This is a genomic window from Parabacteroides sp. AD58, from assembly GCF_023744375.2.
In the GTDB taxonomy this organism is placed as follows: Bacteria; Bacteroidota; Bacteroidia; order Bacteroidales; family Tannerellaceae; genus Parabacteroides; species Parabacteroides absconsus.
The window spans coordinates 1,388,206-1,403,646 of sequence record NZ_CP146284.1; the positions used below are offsets into that span (position 1 = coordinate 1,388,206).

General features: G+C 42.2%; 14 protein-coding genes, 3 tRNA genes and 1 pseudogene. 5 read left to right on the forward strand and 13 right to left on the reverse strand.

Translation table 11 applies throughout. From position 1 onward, the window contains the following. Positions 1-28 precede the first annotated feature (28 nt). The 9 genes from NEE14_RS05955 to NEE14_RS05995 form a co-directional block, all read right to left on the reverse strand. A complete protein-coding gene (locus tag NEE14_RS05955) occupies positions 29-592 on the reverse strand; it encodes a manganese efflux pump MntP family protein (protein ID WP_251967135.1) in 564 nt (187 codons plus the stop codon). Positions 593-676: 84 nt separating this feature from the next. After that, positions 677-1,627: a glycosyltransferase family 2 protein gene (locus NEE14_RS05960; protein WP_251967134.1), complete on the reverse strand. Its 951-nt coding sequence runs from the start codon at positions 1,625-1,627 to the stop codon at positions 677-679. A 31-nt stretch (positions 1,628-1,658) separates the two neighbouring features. Further along, the gene (locus NEE14_RS05965) at positions 1,659-2,174 is read right to left on the reverse strand and encodes a DUF4199 domain-containing protein (protein WP_251967133.1); all 516 of its coding nucleotides are present in this window, start codon (positions 2,172-2,174) and stop codon (positions 1,659-1,661) included. Between the two features lie 151 nt (positions 2,175-2,325). Continuing rightward, a tRNA-Lys gene (locus tag NEE14_RS05970) sits at positions 2,326-2,398 on the reverse strand. A 25-nt stretch (positions 2,399-2,423) separates the two neighbouring features. After that, a tRNA-Lys gene (locus NEE14_RS05975) sits at positions 2,424-2,496 on the reverse strand. 22 nt (positions 2,497-2,518) lie between these two features. Then, a tRNA-Lys gene (locus NEE14_RS05980) sits at positions 2,519-2,591 on the reverse strand. A gap of 92 nt (positions 2,592-2,683) precedes the next feature. Further along, the gene (locus NEE14_RS05985; RefSeq protein WP_251967132.1) at positions 2,684-3,490 is read right to left on the reverse strand and encodes an MBL fold metallo-hydrolase; all 807 of its coding nucleotides are present in this window, start codon (positions 3,488-3,490) and stop codon (positions 2,684-2,686) included. 24 nt (positions 3,491-3,514) lie between these two features. Next, positions 3,515-4,576, reverse strand: a complete 1,062-nt coding sequence (locus NEE14_RS05990) for an asparaginase (protein ID WP_251967131.1) — start codon at positions 4,574-4,576, stop codon at positions 3,515-3,517. Positions 4,577-4,755: 179 nt separating this feature from the next. Then, positions 4,756-5,367, reverse strand: coding sequence for a trimeric intracellular cation channel family protein (locus NEE14_RS05995; protein WP_251967130.1), 612 nt, complete (start codon positions 5,365-5,367; stop codon positions 4,756-4,758). 185 nt (positions 5,368-5,552) lie between these two features. On the opposite strand from NEE14_RS05995, the gene NEE14_RS06000 reads away from it, so the two are divergent. Next, positions 5,553-7,031 (forward strand): DUF3943 domain-containing protein, encoded by a 1,479-nt coding sequence (locus NEE14_RS06000; RefSeq protein ID WP_251967129.1) that lies wholly within the window; start codon positions 5,553-5,555, stop codon positions 7,029-7,031. A gap of 45 nt (positions 7,032-7,076) precedes the next feature. Here the strand turns inward: NEE14_RS06000 and NEE14_RS06005 are convergent, their stop codons facing one another. Then, entirely contained in the window at positions 7,077-8,027 is a 951-nt protein-coding gene (locus tag NEE14_RS06005) for a bile acid:sodium symporter family protein (protein WP_251967128.1), read from the reverse strand. Between the two features lie 189 nt (positions 8,028-8,216). Further along, a complete protein-coding gene (gene tpx / locus NEE14_RS06010; protein WP_251967127.1) occupies positions 8,217-8,717 on the reverse strand; it encodes a thiol peroxidase in 501 nt (166 codons plus the stop codon). A 233-nt stretch (positions 8,718-8,950) separates the two neighbouring features. Between tpx and NEE14_RS06015 the strand changes: the two genes are divergently transcribed. The 4 genes and pseudogenes from NEE14_RS06015 (at position 8,951) to NEE14_RS06030 (ending at position 11,880) form a co-directional block, all read left to right on the forward strand. After that, the gene (locus NEE14_RS06015) at positions 8,951-10,216 is read left to right on the forward strand and encodes a DNA recombination protein RmuC (protein ID WP_251967126.1); all 1,266 of its coding nucleotides are present in this window, start codon (positions 8,951-8,953) and stop codon (positions 10,214-10,216) included. Between the two features lie 65 nt (positions 10,217-10,281). Beyond that, complete coding sequence (locus NEE14_RS06020) at positions 10,282-10,809, forward strand: hypothetical protein (RefSeq protein ID WP_251967125.1); 528 nt, start codon at positions 10,282-10,284, stop codon at positions 10,807-10,809. Between the two features lie 49 nt (positions 10,810-10,858). Continuing rightward, a pseudogene (rmuC, locus tag NEE14_RS06025) lies at positions 10,859-11,287 on the forward strand (DNA recombination protein RmuC); the annotation flags it as partial. A 65-nt stretch (positions 11,288-11,352) separates the two neighbouring features. After that, positions 11,353-11,880 (forward strand): hypothetical protein, encoded by a 528-nt coding sequence (locus NEE14_RS06030; RefSeq protein WP_251967124.1) that lies wholly within the window; start codon positions 11,353-11,355, stop codon positions 11,878-11,880. A gap of 316 nt (positions 11,881-12,196) precedes the next feature. On the opposite strand, the gene NEE14_RS06035 is transcribed toward NEE14_RS06030, so the two are convergent. Together NEE14_RS06035 and NEE14_RS06040 are read right to left on the reverse strand one after the other, a co-directional pair. Beyond that, the gene (locus NEE14_RS06035) at positions 12,197-13,063 is read right to left on the reverse strand and encodes a DMT family transporter (protein WP_251967123.1); all 867 of its coding nucleotides are present in this window, start codon (positions 13,061-13,063) and stop codon (positions 12,197-12,199) included. A 56-nt stretch (positions 13,064-13,119) separates the two neighbouring features. Next, positions 13,120-15,435, reverse strand: coding sequence for a GH92 family glycosyl hydrolase (locus NEE14_RS06040; protein WP_251967122.1), 2,316 nt, complete (start codon positions 15,433-15,435; stop codon positions 13,120-13,122). Positions 15,436-15,441: the final 6 nt, after the last annotated feature.

A 15,441-nucleotide genomic window follows, 5' to 3' on the forward strand; every position in this document is an offset into this window, starting at 1 on the left:
CCGGTAAGAAGTATCTCAAAAAGAACTATCAGCTTAAAAACAAATGTTCTATCAGTATTTTCACACCAATAGCAATCAGAATCAGTCCGCCTATCAAATCTAATTTCAGATCTATCTTATTTCCTACTTTCGCCCCAAAACAGACACCAAATGCCGAGAATAAGAATGTGACGATAGCAATTGTAGTAGTAATGACAGACAACGAGGTTTGCATTAGCGCTAACGAAACACCAACCGCTAAAGCATCAATACTTGTAGCAATCCCTAAGCCACAAAGAGTTTTCAGACAGAGAGGATTCATCTTTTCATCCTCTTCTTTTTCCTGACGACTTTCCCAAATCATCCGTCCGCCTAAATAAAGCAATAAGGCAAAGGCAATCCAATGATCAACAGTTTCAATCAGTTTCAGAAAGCTGAAACCCAACAAATAACCAATCAACGTAAATGCTGCCTGAAAAAAGGCCAGAACAAATGCGACCTTAACTACTCGATACGCGGAACATTCCCTCATGATTGCTCCACTGGTTACCGATACGGCCAAGCTATCCATTGACAGTCCGACTGCCAATAATAATATTTCCAAAAATGACATAGCAGATAAATTGGATATTAAGATGCTTAAAAAGCAAAAGTTGTGTCCGAGATTTTCAGACACAACCTTTTGTATAGAATCAGATTATATTTCTTCAGCTATTTTATAGTTATTCCGATTGGGAGAACTTCGGGAGATCAGTTCTCCAACAAAGCCTGCCAGGAATAACTGAGTTCCTAAAATCATACCCGTCAATGCCACATAAAAATAAGGAGAATCTGTTACCAGTCGCATAGGCATTCCCGCCATTAAGGAAACCATTTTAGCTCCTAAGACAATCAACAAAGAGATGAAACTGACAAAGAACATCACACTACCCCATAATCCGAAGAAATGCATTGGCTTCTTTCCGAACTTTGAAGTAAACCAAAGTGTAATCAGATCCAAATAGCCGTTTACAAAGCGATCCAACCCAAATTTCGTTGTTCCATACTTACGGGCCTGATGGTGAACAACCTTCTCTCCTATCTTCGTAAAACCAGCAATCTTAGCCAAGTAAGGGATATAACGATGCATATCATTATAAATCTCTATATTCTTCACCACAATCTTCTTATAGGCTTTCAAACCACAGTTAAAATCATGCAGATTATGAATTCCAGAAAAACGACGAGCCGTTGCATTAAACAGCTTGGTAGGAATGGTTTTCGAAAGAGGGTCATACCGTTTCTTCTTCCAGCCGGAAACCAGATCATATCCGTCTTCTGTAATCATACGATATAATTCAGGTATTTCGTCCGGACTATCCTGCAAATCTGCATCCATCGTGATTACCACATCACCCTCAGCTCGTTGGAACCCGCAATGCAGACCCGGAGATTTCCCATAATTCCTGCGGAAACGAATTCCTTTGACTGCCGGAGATTTCTGGTGAAACCCTTCTATGATTTCCCATGAATTATCGGTACTTCCATCATCCACAAAAATAACTTCATACGAAAAATGGTTTTCTTCCATCACCCGTTTAATCCAAGCATATAGTTCAGGAAGTGATTCAGCTTCATTATATAACGGAATTACAACTGATATATCCATATTATTTTATTTATAACTGTGTTTCTTTATTCTATATTGATCGACTGTCTTTCCGACTAACTAAGGCTGCTACCGGAATAGACAATACTATACCATAAAATATATTGTTTATTATTCCCTGAAGAGCCATATGTATGGGTGAAAAATTCATGGCTTCGATAGACGAGATCACCTTGCTATCCACCTGCATCTGCTTTAACGATTCTATCGTCTGCGTCACTGCTGAGGTTAAGAAATCTGGTGGAGCCACAAAACGATAAAACAAATAATGCATAATGGAAACTAAGATGGCGGCAAACAAATAAATCAATACGCCAAAACGCCACGCCTGAGCGAAAGAAATCATCCCTCCCAAATCTTCACGATATCGTTTCGTCAGCAAATAAGCCAGATAAGGAACAACTAACGACATTCCCCAATAGATAACAACCAAAAAGGAAAAGCGTAAGCTGAACATATAGAATAAATATTTCACAATCCAGAATATTCCCAAAGAAAATCCATAAGACATGGCTGCCGACAATAGTCCACTATTTTTATTTTCCATATTTAAAATATCCATTCTTTGCGCGACAAAAATACGCTTTTTTAGACGAATCTACAAAAAGCGGTAAGATAGTTTTCGTCATAATCAACAACAAAAAAGCCTCTTACAGCAATTTTCCTGTAAAAGGCTTCTATTAATAATCCCCTAATTGTGACCTCGGAGGGGATCGAACCCTCGACCCAATGATTAAGAGTCATTTGCTCTACCAGCTGAGCTACGAAGTCATTCTTCTGCTTTTTTCTTAAAGAGTGACCTCGGAGGGGATCGAACCCTCGACCCAATGATTAAGAGTCATTTGCTCTACCAGCTGAGCTACGAAGTCATTCTTCTGTTTTTCTTAAAGGTGACCTCGGAGGGGATCGAACCCTCGACCCAATGATTAAGAGTCATTTGCTCTACCAGCTGAGCTACGAAGTCATTACCTTTACCGCAATCTTCCTCTCGATTGCGGGTGCAAAGATAGGAACAATTTTGGAAAAACCAAAATTTTCATTCCTTTTTTCTGCAAATTAATCATCAAACTCATAAACATCTGAAGGCGTTGTCCGCTTTAAGGCAACCAGAGAAACATCCTTTCCGACCCGGATACCTTCCTCGAACAGACGGATATCTACTGTTTTATACGCCAGTTCCGGATGATTGTTGTCTCTACTCAAATGGCAGAGCCAGATATTCTTCAGATCAAGTGAATAATGTGTCGCCAGAAACTCGGCCGCTTCCTGATTACTTAAATGCCCGATTGGTCCGGCCACCCGTTCTTTCAGGAACTGCGGATAATTTCCATATCGCAGCATTTCCTCGTCATAATTGGCTTCAAGCACCAGGTGATTTGCCTTACAGATGTATTCGCTTACTTTCTCATTAATATGTCCTACGTCTGTTGCAATCGTAAACCGATGCTTTCCATACTTTATATAATATCCGACACTGTCGGTACTATCATGAGGAACCGGAAAAGCTGTAATCTCAAAATCACGGATAAAGAACGGGACCTCTTTTTCGATCACACGTTTGGAATTGGTAAGAGTTTCCTCCACATACCGGCTTTTGGCTATTCCCCGATGAACCCCTTCTGTTGTATAAACCGGAATATTCATTTTTTCTCCCAGATAGCCCACCGTCTTAATATGGTCAGCATGGTCATGAGTAACCAGCACTGCCATTATCTGCGACATATCAATTGAGCGATCTTTCAACACCTTCTTAATGGTACGGATACCTATTCCGGCATCAATCAGCATTCCGTACTCCGGTGTCCCCAAATAGTAGCAATTACCACTGCTGCCACTAGCGAGGCTAAAAAAAATCAATTTCATATGTTGTTCTATTTTTATACTTTTTTAAGGGCGCACAAATGAGTCTGGAATGGTGATTTCACCAATCAACGAACAATTCATGTGCTCTTTCACCTCGTTCGGAGTCAATCCGTGTCCGAACAAGAACATCAACTTGGTTACAGCACTTTCTGTCGTACTGTCATATCCGCTGATGACACCAATCTCAAGCAATTTCTGTCCGGTTTCATACCGGTGCATTTCTACACTTCCTGCCCGGCATTGCGAAACATTTACGATTACTACCCCGCGTCCGACTGCATCTTCCAGCATTTCCAGAAACCACTTATTGAGTGGAGCATTACCACTGCCGAATGTTTCCATCACAACTCCTTTCAATCCGGGAATGTTCAATATAGATTCCACGACAGAAGGTGATATTCCCGGGAAAAGTTTCAGAATGGCGATGTTCCGATCCAGCAAGTAATGAGGCTTTAAAGGACGACGGGATACCGGATAATAAATCTGTGTCACATCATATTTGATATGGATTCCGGCATGTGCCAACGACGGATAATTATACGAACGGAAAGCATTGAAATTGTCGGCATTGGCTTTGCAGGTCCGGTTTCCGCGCATTAATTCATTCTCAAAAAACACACAGACTTCCGGGACAATCGGGAACCCGTTCTCTTTGGCGGCAGCTATTTCAATAGCGGTAATCAGGTTTTCTTTCCCATCTGTCCGCAGCATGCCGATAGGTAATTGGGAACCCGTCAGGATAACCGGCTTTGCCAGATTCTCCAGCATAAAGCTCAAGGCAGAAGCCGTATATGACATGGTATCCGTTCCGTGTAAGATTACAAATCCATCATACTTCTGATACGTATCAGCTATAATCTTTACGATTTTCATCCACGAATCCGGTCCCATAGCCGACGAATCCAATGGCGGATCAAACTGGTAGGTATCCACATGATGTCCCAAGAACTTCAATTCGGGAACATTTTCGGCCAGATGCTGAAAATCGAATACCTCCAACAATCCGGTTTCGGGGTTCTCAATCATACCGATTGTTCCACCTGTATATATCAATAAGATAGATGCCTGCTGCTTATTATCCGTCATATTCTCTATTTTTGAATCACAAAGATAACGAAACTAGTGGAAATATACTCATCTTAGGAAAAGAATCTACCCTATTGACTTTCTAATTTGATTCCAACGAGAATCAAAATCAATTCTCAATAATTTCGAAATGGATACTCGTTCCTTTCAGAAAGGACAGCCGAGAACAGTTCTGCTCTTTATTCTTCCCCTTTCAAAGCCGGCAAACTGATATGATACTTGACAGCTACGACACGTGCGATAAAGACAGATACGGCCGAGACGAATTGTGTAAAATACAATGGAACATCCAAGCAGACACAGATATAATAAATCAACCCGCCGAATACACAAGCCAAGGCATAAATATCTTTCCGGAAGATAAGCGGCTCTTCGTTAATCAGAATGTCTCGCATCATACCGCCAAATGCTCCGGTAATCGTTCCCATCACAATGGCTACCCACATCGGAAAGCCAAATTCAAGGGTTTTAGCTATACCGACCACGGCAAACAGCCCCAGCCCGATCGCATCAAATATAAAGAATGTGTTATTCAGACGAACTACATATTTCCGGAAAATCAATACGAATAGAAGCGCTAACCCAGAAATAACCAAATAAGACAACTGCATCATCCAGAATGGCGTTGCATTCAGTAATACATCCCGAATGGTTCCGCCGCCAACAGCAGTAACAACACCTACAACATAGGCTCCAAACCAATCAAATTTCTTTGCCGAAGCCAGGCGAATTCCACTAATGGCGAAAGCAAATGTTCCTACATAATCACATAAAGTAATGAAGTCTATCATTTTATCTTTTTGACTGCAAAGATAAGAAGTGTTTCCTATCCCAGCCAACTTATGGAATAAAAAAGCCTTTGCCAACAGAAGAAAAGTGCCAGTCTTTACAAACTGGTCAGTTTTTTCACCATACAGACCAATACCAAGCTCTACTTTTTACAGATATTTGCAAACTGAATACTTGTAAAATACGTATGAAACTAAAATATATCTATATAATCTTCTTTTCCATTCTCTGTTTTCAATACAGTTACGGACAAGAATATCTGCCACAGATGGAATCCCGTTATTTCATCAGCGATTCGACTTCCTTTGCCAAACCCAAACCTTTTCGGGCTGCCGGTGAAGTAATTGGAACGAATCTGGCTGTCTGGGCATTCGACCGGTATGTCGTAAAAGAAAGCTGGGCCCGCATCAACTGGAACACCATCAAAAGTAACTTCAGGCGCGGTCCGGTATGGGACAGCGATAAATTTACCACCAACCTGTTTGCTCATCCTTATCATGGCGGATTATACTTCAACGCGGCACGCAGCAATGGTCTGAATTTCTGGCAATCTATTCCTTATTCGGCCGGTGGAAGCCTGCTGTGGGAATTTTTCATGGAGAATGAAGCTCCTTCGATTAATGATATGTTGGCCACTACTTTCGGTGGAGTTGCTTTGGGAGAAATCACCTATCGGCTGTCAGATCTGTTTATTGACAACCGGGCAACCGGTTGGGAACGTGTCGGGCGGGAAATACTTACCGGCATCATTTCGCCCATGCGGGGAATCAACCGCCTCATCACCGGAGAATCTTGGAAACGGAAAAGTTATAAAGGTCGCAGTTATTCGAATGTTCCTGTCAACCTGATCCTCAGCATGGGGCCCCGATTCTTAGCCGATGAAGAAAAGTCAAAGAAAGGCTCTTCCAGTCTGCATTTCGATTTAGCCTTGAATTATGGTAATCCTTTCAACGATGAGAATTACGCCCCTTATGAATGGTTCCGTTTCAAGTTAGGTCTGGATGTTATCCACCAACCGCTCATCAATCAGGTGAATGCCATCGGAGCCTTGTGGGGCAAGAATGTATGGCAGAAAGACAACCGTTCGCTGATGTTCGGAATCTTCCAGCATTTCGACTACTACGATTCTGACATCAACACGAAAAACAACCAGCAAATTGCTCCTTACCGTATATCCGAAGCGGCGGCTGCCGGTTTGGGTGCAATTTATTACAGGAATCCGGAAGCAGGAAACAAAACCTTGGTTTATGGCGAATTGTACACCAACGGAATTGCATTAGGAGCCAGTTTATCAGATTATATGAAGTTAGGCGAACGCGATTATAACTTGGGAAGCGGATACAGTATTAAAGGCGGAGCCGGTTTGATTTATAACAAACAGTTAGCTCTCTTGTTAAACCTGGAAAACTATCATATATTTACCTGGAAAGGATACGATCCGGACTTAGACTGGAGCACGGTTGATCCGAATGAATTAAGTGTGCAAGGCGACAAGAGCAATGCCCGACTGACGGTATTCTCCATTCTTCTGGCCTATCAGTTCAAGAAACAATGGAGCATAGCCCTTTCCAATCGTTTCTTCAACCGGAAAACGGATTACAAATATCACGATACAGTAGATTACGCTACATACGACCTGATGCTAAAAGTGGGGTATCGTTTATAACCCCACTTTCTGAATTTAGTATTCCACTATTTCTACCTACGAAAGTCATTTCCCTTCCTTCTTCCGTTTCTTCCAAAGCTGATAGCTGTTGATGATGTTCTGCCATAAAACGTATGAACCGGGAGCCAACGACGATACCGGATCCAAATACGTATAAGCCATCCAGATTGCCAGGACGGTATTCTTTTGTCCCAAAGCCTGACCTGCACTGATCCGGTCGTGGTAATGCGCACCAATCTTCTTTCCCAACAGGAACTGAACAGCACAAGCAAACAAGCCAGCTAAGGCAATCAGCATCTTAACAGATGCAGGAGTATCGCTTTCTACCAACGATTTAAAAGTCTGCGCCGTTACAATGGTTAAAGCGACAGCCCACAAATAAAAAGCCAAGTCATGTAAATTCAATAACCATTGATGTAGTTTCGGTAAATACAAACGAATCAGCCAGGCAGCAAAGAACGGACACAGTAATAATGGAAAGACTTTACTTAATATCTTTAGGAAAGCAGTAAAAAAAGACAAGTCGGCATGTGGTTCGACCAATGGGAATAATAAAGGAACAGCCACAGCAGCCAAAATATTGGATAACAACGTATAGGTTGTCAGAGCAGAAACACTACCACCTAATTTGCCGGTAATAACCGCAGCAGCCGTAGCCGTAGGACAGATCAGACAAACCATCGCTCCTTCAAACACTTCCCGATAAGCCACATCTAGTTTACTCAGTAACAAAACAGCTACCATCAGCAAACAAGAGCATATCTGAAACAGAAGCAACCAGCCATGCCAGCGCACCGGCAGTAAATCCCGAACATTTACCTTACAGAAGGTAAGCAGTAACTGGGCAAAAATCAATGTAGGAGTCAAGAAGGCTATTAAACTATTTACGAAGGGCTTAGTTGGCTCTAACAAAGGAACATTTACAAACAATAGATATCCCACGACACCTGCCAGCATAGCAATGGGCAAGGTCCAGTTCTTGATGAAATTCAACATAACTTTATCGTATCATTTAAATCGGGTGCAAAATAAACGATTATTTTCTGAAAAACAGCAGAAGATATACAGAGAATGACCAAGAACCTGTTTATTTACGCATAGAAAAAAACAAAGGCTGCGAGATTCACATCCAGCAGCCTCCTACACTAACCCTTAACTTTAACCAATGAAAAACAATAATCTACATTATTTCAATACAGCTAAAGCTGCTTCGTAGTTCGGTTCGTTAACGACTTCAGAAACCAGTTCTTCATAAATAACCTTTCCTGTTTCGTCTACGATAATAACCCCACGAGCCAAAAGACCTTTCAATGGACCATCTGTCATCAACATGCCATAACCGTCTTCAAAACAAGAACAACGGAAAGCCGACAAGGTAATTACATGATCAATACCTTCTGTCGTACAGAAACGTCCGTGAGCAAAAGGTAAGTCTTTTGAAACAGCCAATACCACTGTATTGGGAAGAGAAGCGGCCTCTTTATTAAACCGTCTTACCGAATTGGCACACACCGGTGTGTCCAAACTGGGAAATACGTTTAATACGACACGTTTGCCTTTCAAGTCACTTAACGACAATTCCGACAAATCGATTTTCACTCCTCTGAAGTTGGGAGCCATTGCTCCTATTTCCGGTAAAACACCGTTCGTATGAACGGGCATTCCTTTAAATGTTATTTCTGCCATGATTTTGTTTTTAATATTATATCAACAATACCAAAGCGTTACAAATATAATACGCTTTTCATTTACAAAACAAGCATTTCTTTAAAAAGTTCCTCCCTTTAACTTCTTTTAAGCAGATTATCATCTATAAGAAAAATAGATTCTGCCTTTGTTGTTCCTGCAAAACATTCATTAATTTTGGCAGTGCAAAAATAATAAACGAATCTTCAGATAATATTTAAACTACAAAAGATATGGATTGGATCATACTTGTTTTATTAGTCCTGAATCTGATTTTCCTGTTTCTTATCTGGAAACGGTTGTCGGAGAAGGAATCAGTAAATCAAACGGATCTGCTGCGCCACGATATGCAGCAGGCTTTCGACCGGATTGAAAAGAATTTTCGGGAAGATTTCAAACTGAACCGCGAGGAAAGTCGTATGGTAGCCAAAGAGAACCGGGCAGAACTGACAAATTCGATGAATGACTTCCGGGCAGCATTCGACCGCGGTATCGCCAGTTTCAATGCGTTGCAACGGGAAAAGTTCGCTTCGCTGAACGAACAACAACAGCTTCTGGTGAATCATACGGAAAAAAGACTGGAAGAAATCCGCATCACGGTGGAAGAAAAGCTGCAGAAAACCCTCAACGAACGTATCAGCCAGTCGTTCCGTATCGTCAACGAACAACTGGAGAATGTACAGAAAGGCTTAGGGGAAATGCAGACGTTGGCGCAGGATGTAGGCGGATTGAAACGGGTATTGAGCAATGTCAAGACGAGGGGAAACATCGGAGAAATACAGTTAAGTATGTTGCTTGAGCAACTGTTGGCTCCCGAACAGTATGAAGCTAACGTAAAAACCAAGAAAGGCTCGGACGCGTTGGTCGAATTTGCCGTCAAGCTGCCTGGTAAAGACGAACTCACTGATTGTGTTTACCTGCCCATCGATGCTAAGTTTCCGAAGGATATGTACGAACAACTACTCGATGCGTACGATACAGCCGACCCGCAACAAATCGAAACAGCCGGGAAGAACCTGGAAACAACTATCCGGAAGATGGCGAAAGATATTTCAGACAAATACCTGGATCCGCCGGCTACGACCGAATTCGGGATTATGTTTCTGCCTTTCGAAGGAATATATGCCGAAGTGGTTCGCCGGTCGGCCCTGCTGGAAGATTTGCAGCGCAATTATCATGTCGTTGTTACAGGTCCGACTACGCTAGCCGCTATTCTGAACAGTTTGCAGATGGGATTCCGTACTCTTGCCATTCAGAAATATTCGGGTGAAGTCTGGAAGATACTGGGAGCTGTCAAAAAAGAATTTGAATCGATGGGCGGAATGCTGGAAAAGGCGAAGAAACATCTGGAAACTGCCAACGGACAAATCGACAATGTCTTGGGAGTTCGTACCCGTGCAATCCAACGCCGCCTGAAAGATGTGGATACATTAAGTGCCGAAGATGCCCGAAAAATCATTCCGGAAATCGGACCGCTGGAGGAAGACGAAAAAGAATAAAATTTATTTATAATAGCCCCAATATATGCCACTGAATATTAACTATCAACTAAAACAAATATTCTATGATGAGAATACTTTTATTATTATTATCGCTATCCTACATTTTCCCTTTGATTTCGGGTGGTCAAGAAAAAGTGAAATTCAAGGAGCTAAAAGTTAATGACGCGATTTTCCTTTCAATAGAGAATGAAAAGTTAGAGGGAAAAAAACGCACTTATAAACTTGGAGGCTTTTCATTTGAAAGGGAAGGTACTCTAAAATGGTTTAGAGATTGCCAGCGACTATTGCAAAAGGAGTTCCCGAATGTCAGTGACGAGGAATATGCTTATTTAAAACATATTAGATGGTATATATGGATTTGCGATGATGGAACTTGTCAACACAGTTCATTTCTTATACGAGAACCAGAAGAAACTTTCAAGCATGTGAAAGATCTGGAAATACATTTGGCAAACTTGGTGGAGCAAATGGATAGTTTAAGATTTCAACCCGATCAAATTGTGGTATGGGATCCCCGATATAAAAATAAAAGTATGGGAGAAACTATCGTACCATTCTTCTACCTACGGAAGAAGATAGACGACAAGTAATAAACTATTCATAGGAAAGGGTGTGTCGTAATGTGCGATTCACCCTCATCCGCCAGCTACGACCGAATTCGGAATTATGTTTCTGCCTTTCGAAGGAATATATGCCGAAGTGGTTCGCCGGTCGGCCCTGCTGGAAGATTTGCAGCGCAATTATCTTGTCGTTGTTACAGGTCCGACTACGCTAGCCGCTATTCTGAACAGTTTGCAGATGGGATTCCGAACCCTTGCTATTCAGAAATATTCGGGTGAGGTTTGGAAGATACTGGGAGCCGTCAAAAAAGAATTTGAATCGATGGGCGGAATGCTGGAAAAGGCAAAGAAACATCTGGAAACTGCCAACGGACAAATCGACAATGTCTTGGGAGTTCGTACCCGTGCAATCCAACGCCGCCTGAAAGATGTGGATACATTAAGTGCCGAAGATGCCCGAAAAATCATTCCGGAAATCGGACCATTGGAGGAAGAGGAGAAAGAATAAAATTTATTTATAATAGCCCCAATATATGCCACCGAATATTAATTATCAACTAAAACAAATATCCTATGATGAGAATACTTTTAATATTATTATCGCTATCCTACATTTTCCCTTTGAATTCGGTTGGCCAAGAAATAGTAAGATTTAAAAAGCGACAAATGAAAGAATCGGTTTGCCTTTATTCAATAGAGGATGAAAAGTTTCGGAAAAAAATACCTAAAAAAATTGTCCCTATGGGATTTGAAAAGGAAGGCACTTTAAAATGGTTTAGAGATTGCCAGCAACTGTTTCAAAAGGAATTCGCGAATATCAGTGATGAAGAGTATACTTATTTAAAACATATTAAATGGTATATTTGGATGTTCCATGATGGAACTTGTCGACATAGCTATTTTTATGTGCCCGATGCCGAAGAAACTTTCAAACATGTGAAAGATCTAGAAATACATTTGGCAAACTTGGTGGAGCAAATGGATAGTTTAAGGTTCCAACCCGACCAAATTAGGTTATCGGATCCCCGAAATAAAAGTATCAATATGGGACAAGCTGTGGTTCCTTTATACTACCTACGGAAGAAGATAGACGACAAGTAAACTAAATTCATAAAATGATGAGTCAACTCAGTATATAAATAAGTTAAACTAGAGTCAACCCCTTTTATTTATAAAGAGATTTTAAGTCAACTAAATCTATTAAATGACAATTTTTTATCGTTTCACCCGGGTGGAACGATCTCTTCACAGCTGTGGAACGATCGTTCCACCTACGTGAGACGATCGTATCACAAAGGTGAAACGATAAAAATATAACGGGAAATCGGAATAAAGTCCGTTTATATTGGCATTGACAAACGAAAGAAAGGGCAAAGCATCTCGCATCATCTGTTTTATTAAGTCATAAAAATGAATTTTATTGAGAGGAGAATTTTTGATACACCATCTGAAGAACCAACGAAAGGACAATCAGTGCCAAGCCCATATAAAAGGCTGTTCCCAACATTTTATCTTCGTCAAACAAAAGAACTGCCAGCAGAATACTATAAACTGGCTCTAAATTAAAACTGAGGCTCACGGTAAAAGCACTGATCACCTTCTGAGCCCGGTTTAATAACAGGCACATACAAACCGTACAGCCCAAGGCCAACAGGAACAGAAATACAAAATCTTCGGATGTAGGAAGCAAGGAAAGCGAAGATTTACTCGCACGATAAAAAGGCAACAGCAATCCCATGGCCAAAGTTCCGCCAACCATTTGTAAGGCAGTCGTCTTTATAACCTGTCCCGACTGGTTAACTCGTTCGTTCAACGTAGCATAGAGGGCAAACAGCAATGAAGAGATGATTCCTAATACAATACCAGTGCGGAAAGAAGCATCAAAATGGAAAATCAGCAGGATTCCCGCCAAAGTCAGTGAACTGAGCAACAGTTCGACCCATGAAATCCTTTTCCGGTTCACCAACGGTGAAATAAGAGCCGTAAAGAAACCTGACAAACAAAAACAAACTACTCCAACCGATACATTCGCATACTTGATGCTTCCGTAGAAAAATACCCAATGAAAAGCCAATAATACTCCTAGCCATAAAATATGACGATTACTTTTATCGACAACGATCCTGCCATATTTTATGACCAGAAGGAGTAACAGCATCACACTTGCCAACAGCATCCGATATCCGGTGATCAACACCGGATCCAATGAAATAAGATTTCCGAAGATGCCGGAACAAGAAGCCAACAAAATGGCAAGATGTAATTGCAAAAAGGCCTGCTTCATCGCAAAACGAATTGAACTCAAATTCTCTTTTCTTCAACCAACTATTCTGGAGCTCTTTATTCCCCTACGCCCCAGTTCTTATTGGGTTGAGCAGACAAAGTAAGCTCCAAGACACCGCCTTGCACGACATCCTGATAATCAATATAGCATTTTGTATAAGGTTTGTCGTTCAGCGTGGCCGACTGAATATACGTATTCTGCGGAGATTGTCCGTTGACACGAATCGTAAAGACCTTGCCTCCGGCCAACCGAAGCGTTACTTCGTCAAACAAAGGCGCACTCAGTTCCATTCGTGTATCACCGGGACAAATCGGGTGCATCCCGATAGATGCCAACACATACCAGGCCGACATCTGTCCGACGTCTTCATTCCCCACCAAACCTTTCACCTCATTCTTATAAGCCTTCTGGCAGATAAAGCGTGTCCAATACTGTGTTTTCCAAGGTTGTCCTAGCCGATTGAAAAGGAAAGGTACATGATGTACCGGCTCATTCGCATGGTTATAGAACTGGTTCCAAAGGAAGTCGGTCGGCGTATTGGCGAACATATAATCCAATTCTTCAATTGCCTTTTCCCGTCCGCCCATCAGCTGTACCAAACCTTCGATATCATGCGGAACAAACCAGCCCTGCTGAAAAGGATTTGTTTCCACACAACCATAACCTTCCGTCAGTCTTCCGTTTTCAGGCCAAGGCAGGAAATTTCCCTTTTCATCCTTTGGGCGGAAACTGCGGTGTTCAGCATCATAAATATGCTGATACGATTTTGACAGCTTCCGGTAATACTCTTCTTCGGTAGTCTTGCCCAAAGCCTTGGCCAATTCAGCCATACACCATTCAGTATAAGCATACTCAAGCGTCGAAGAAATCGAACCCGGCACATAACCGTACTTCGCATTACCAAACAGGCGCGAAGACTCTTCCGCATATTGCCAGGCTTTCTCCAGATCATAGTTCCGGATTTGTTTCTTATACGCATCAAGCAGTACCGAAATAGCCGGATTTCCGATCATACATCCACTATAGGCATTCAGGAACTCCCAGCGTTCCAAGTATCCTTTTCCACTCTCATCAGCCAACGTAATCAGCGAATTCAGCAAATCACTGATCACATCCGGACGAATCAAAGTCAGGAGCGGCATCTCGCTGCGGAAAACATCCCAACCACTGAAGATCGTCCGTTTCTGAAAACTACCCGTCTGATGTATCTTCTTGTCTCCGCCCATATACTCGCCATTCGCATCCGAATACAAACGCGGATCAATCATGGTGCGATACAAGGCCGTATAGAAAATATGCTTCAGCTCTTCATCATCCGAAGCGACTTCCACTTTCGACAAAGCCTCGTTCCAAGCCTGCTGATTCCGTTGCAATACCCGTTCGAAGTCCCAATCGTTTATTTCCTTTTCCAGATTCTCACGCGCATTCTCTTCGCTGACGAAAGAAATTCCGGCTTTCATCAATACCACTTCATCCTGTTTGGTTGCAAACTCGGTAAAGAAACCAAGATGTTTTCCCTCAAACGAAGAAACCTGCCGGTGAATCTCGGCTCCGGCAGTCAGCTGTTGAAACGCTTCCGATTCAATAAATTCCCGTTTTCGGGATTGTCCTTCAGGAATAGCCACCGACCAAACGCCATAATTCTTCAACGGTTTGGAAAACTGCGCGTAAAAATGAACTGTATAGTCGGGTTTTCCATCACCATTTCCCCAACCGCCTCCATCAGGTGTGCAAATCATCTTTCCGGAAATCGTATGATCATCCACCACTTTGATTTCCTGCCAAGTAGAAGTTCCGCCTACGCGGCGTGCCAAATCAATTTGAATACGTGAATCCTTTCCTTCCGGAAAAGTAAACCGAAGCATTCCTGCCCGCTGAGCTACCGTCGCTTCTGTCCGAATCCGGTAGTCCGACAGATAAACGGAATAATATCCGGCCCGGGCATGTTCAGATGATTTATCATAACGCGAACGGTAACCGGCATCCGGATTCTCCAGTTTTCCGGAATTAGTATGCATCGGTCCGGTTGTTGGCATGACTAAGAAATTCCCTAAATCGCCATACCAGCCGATTCCACTCATCTGCGTAAAGGCAAAACCTTCGATACTTTCATGCTCATCACTATACCCCGAACCATTATCACCGCCGGTAATCGTATTCGGGCTCAGCTGTACCAATCCAAAAGGATAAGTCGCTCCCGGGATTGTCTTACCCAAGCCATGATAGGCACCGGCATCCCGGACATTCGTACTCGCACCGATAAAGGGATTTACATATTCGGCAGCACGTTTCTCTTCCTGAATCATGGGTCTAAAGGCTGCTGCCTGCCAGGAACAGGCCAGCAGCACCGAGAATAAAAAAACCTTCATCATCTTCTT

Excerpts from the sequence above, each read along its gene's own strand:
- NEE14_RS05960 (WP_251967134.1), bottom strand. The coding sequence starts at position 1,627 with ATGGATATATCAGTTGTAATTCCGTTATATAATGAAGCTGAATCACTT.
- NEE14_RS06030 (WP_251967124.1), top strand. The coding sequence starts at position 11,353 with ATGATGAGAATACTTTTAATATTATTATCGCTATCCTACATTTTCCCT.
- tpx (WP_251967127.1), bottom strand. The coding sequence starts at position 8,717 with ATGGCAGAAATAACATTTAAAGGAATGCCCGTTCATACGAACGGTGTT.
- NEE14_RS05995 (WP_251967130.1), bottom strand. The coding sequence starts at position 5,367 with ATGATAGACTTCATTACTTTATGTGATTATGTAGGAACATTTGCTTTC.
- NEE14_RS05955 (WP_251967135.1), bottom strand. The coding sequence starts at position 592 with ATGTCATTTTTGGAAATATTATTATTGGCAGTCGGACTGTCAATGGAT.
- NEE14_RS06005 (WP_251967128.1), bottom strand. The coding sequence starts at position 8,027 with ATGTTGAATTTCATCAAGAACTGGACCTTGCCCATTGCTATGCTGGCA.
- NEE14_RS05985 (WP_251967132.1), bottom strand. The coding sequence starts at position 3,490 with ATGAAATTGATTTTTTTTAGCCTCGCTAGTGGCAGCAGTGGTAATTGC.
- NEE14_RS05990 (WP_251967131.1), bottom strand. The coding sequence starts at position 4,576 with ATGACGGATAATAAGCAGCAGGCATCTATCTTATTGATATATACAGGT.
- NEE14_RS05965 (WP_251967133.1), bottom strand. The coding sequence starts at position 2,174 with ATGGAAAATAAAAATAGTGGACTATTGTCGGCAGCCATGTCTTATGGA.
- NEE14_RS06020 (WP_251967125.1), top strand. The coding sequence starts at position 10,282 with ATGATGAGAATACTTTTATTATTATTATCGCTATCCTACATTTTCCCT.
- NEE14_RS06015 (WP_251967126.1), top strand. The coding sequence starts at position 8,951 with ATGGATTGGATCATACTTGTTTTATTAGTCCTGAATCTGATTTTCCTG.
- NEE14_RS06035 (WP_251967123.1), bottom strand. The coding sequence starts at position 13,063 with ATGAAGCAGGCCTTTTTGCAATTACATCTTGCCATTTTGTTGGCTTCT.
- NEE14_RS06000 (WP_251967129.1), top strand. The coding sequence starts at position 5,553 with ATGAAACTAAAATATATCTATATAATCTTCTTTTCCATTCTCTGTTTT.
- NEE14_RS06040 (WP_251967122.1), bottom strand. The coding sequence starts at position 15,435 with ATGATGAAGGTTTTTTTATTCTCGGTGCTGCTGGCCTGTTCCTGGCAG.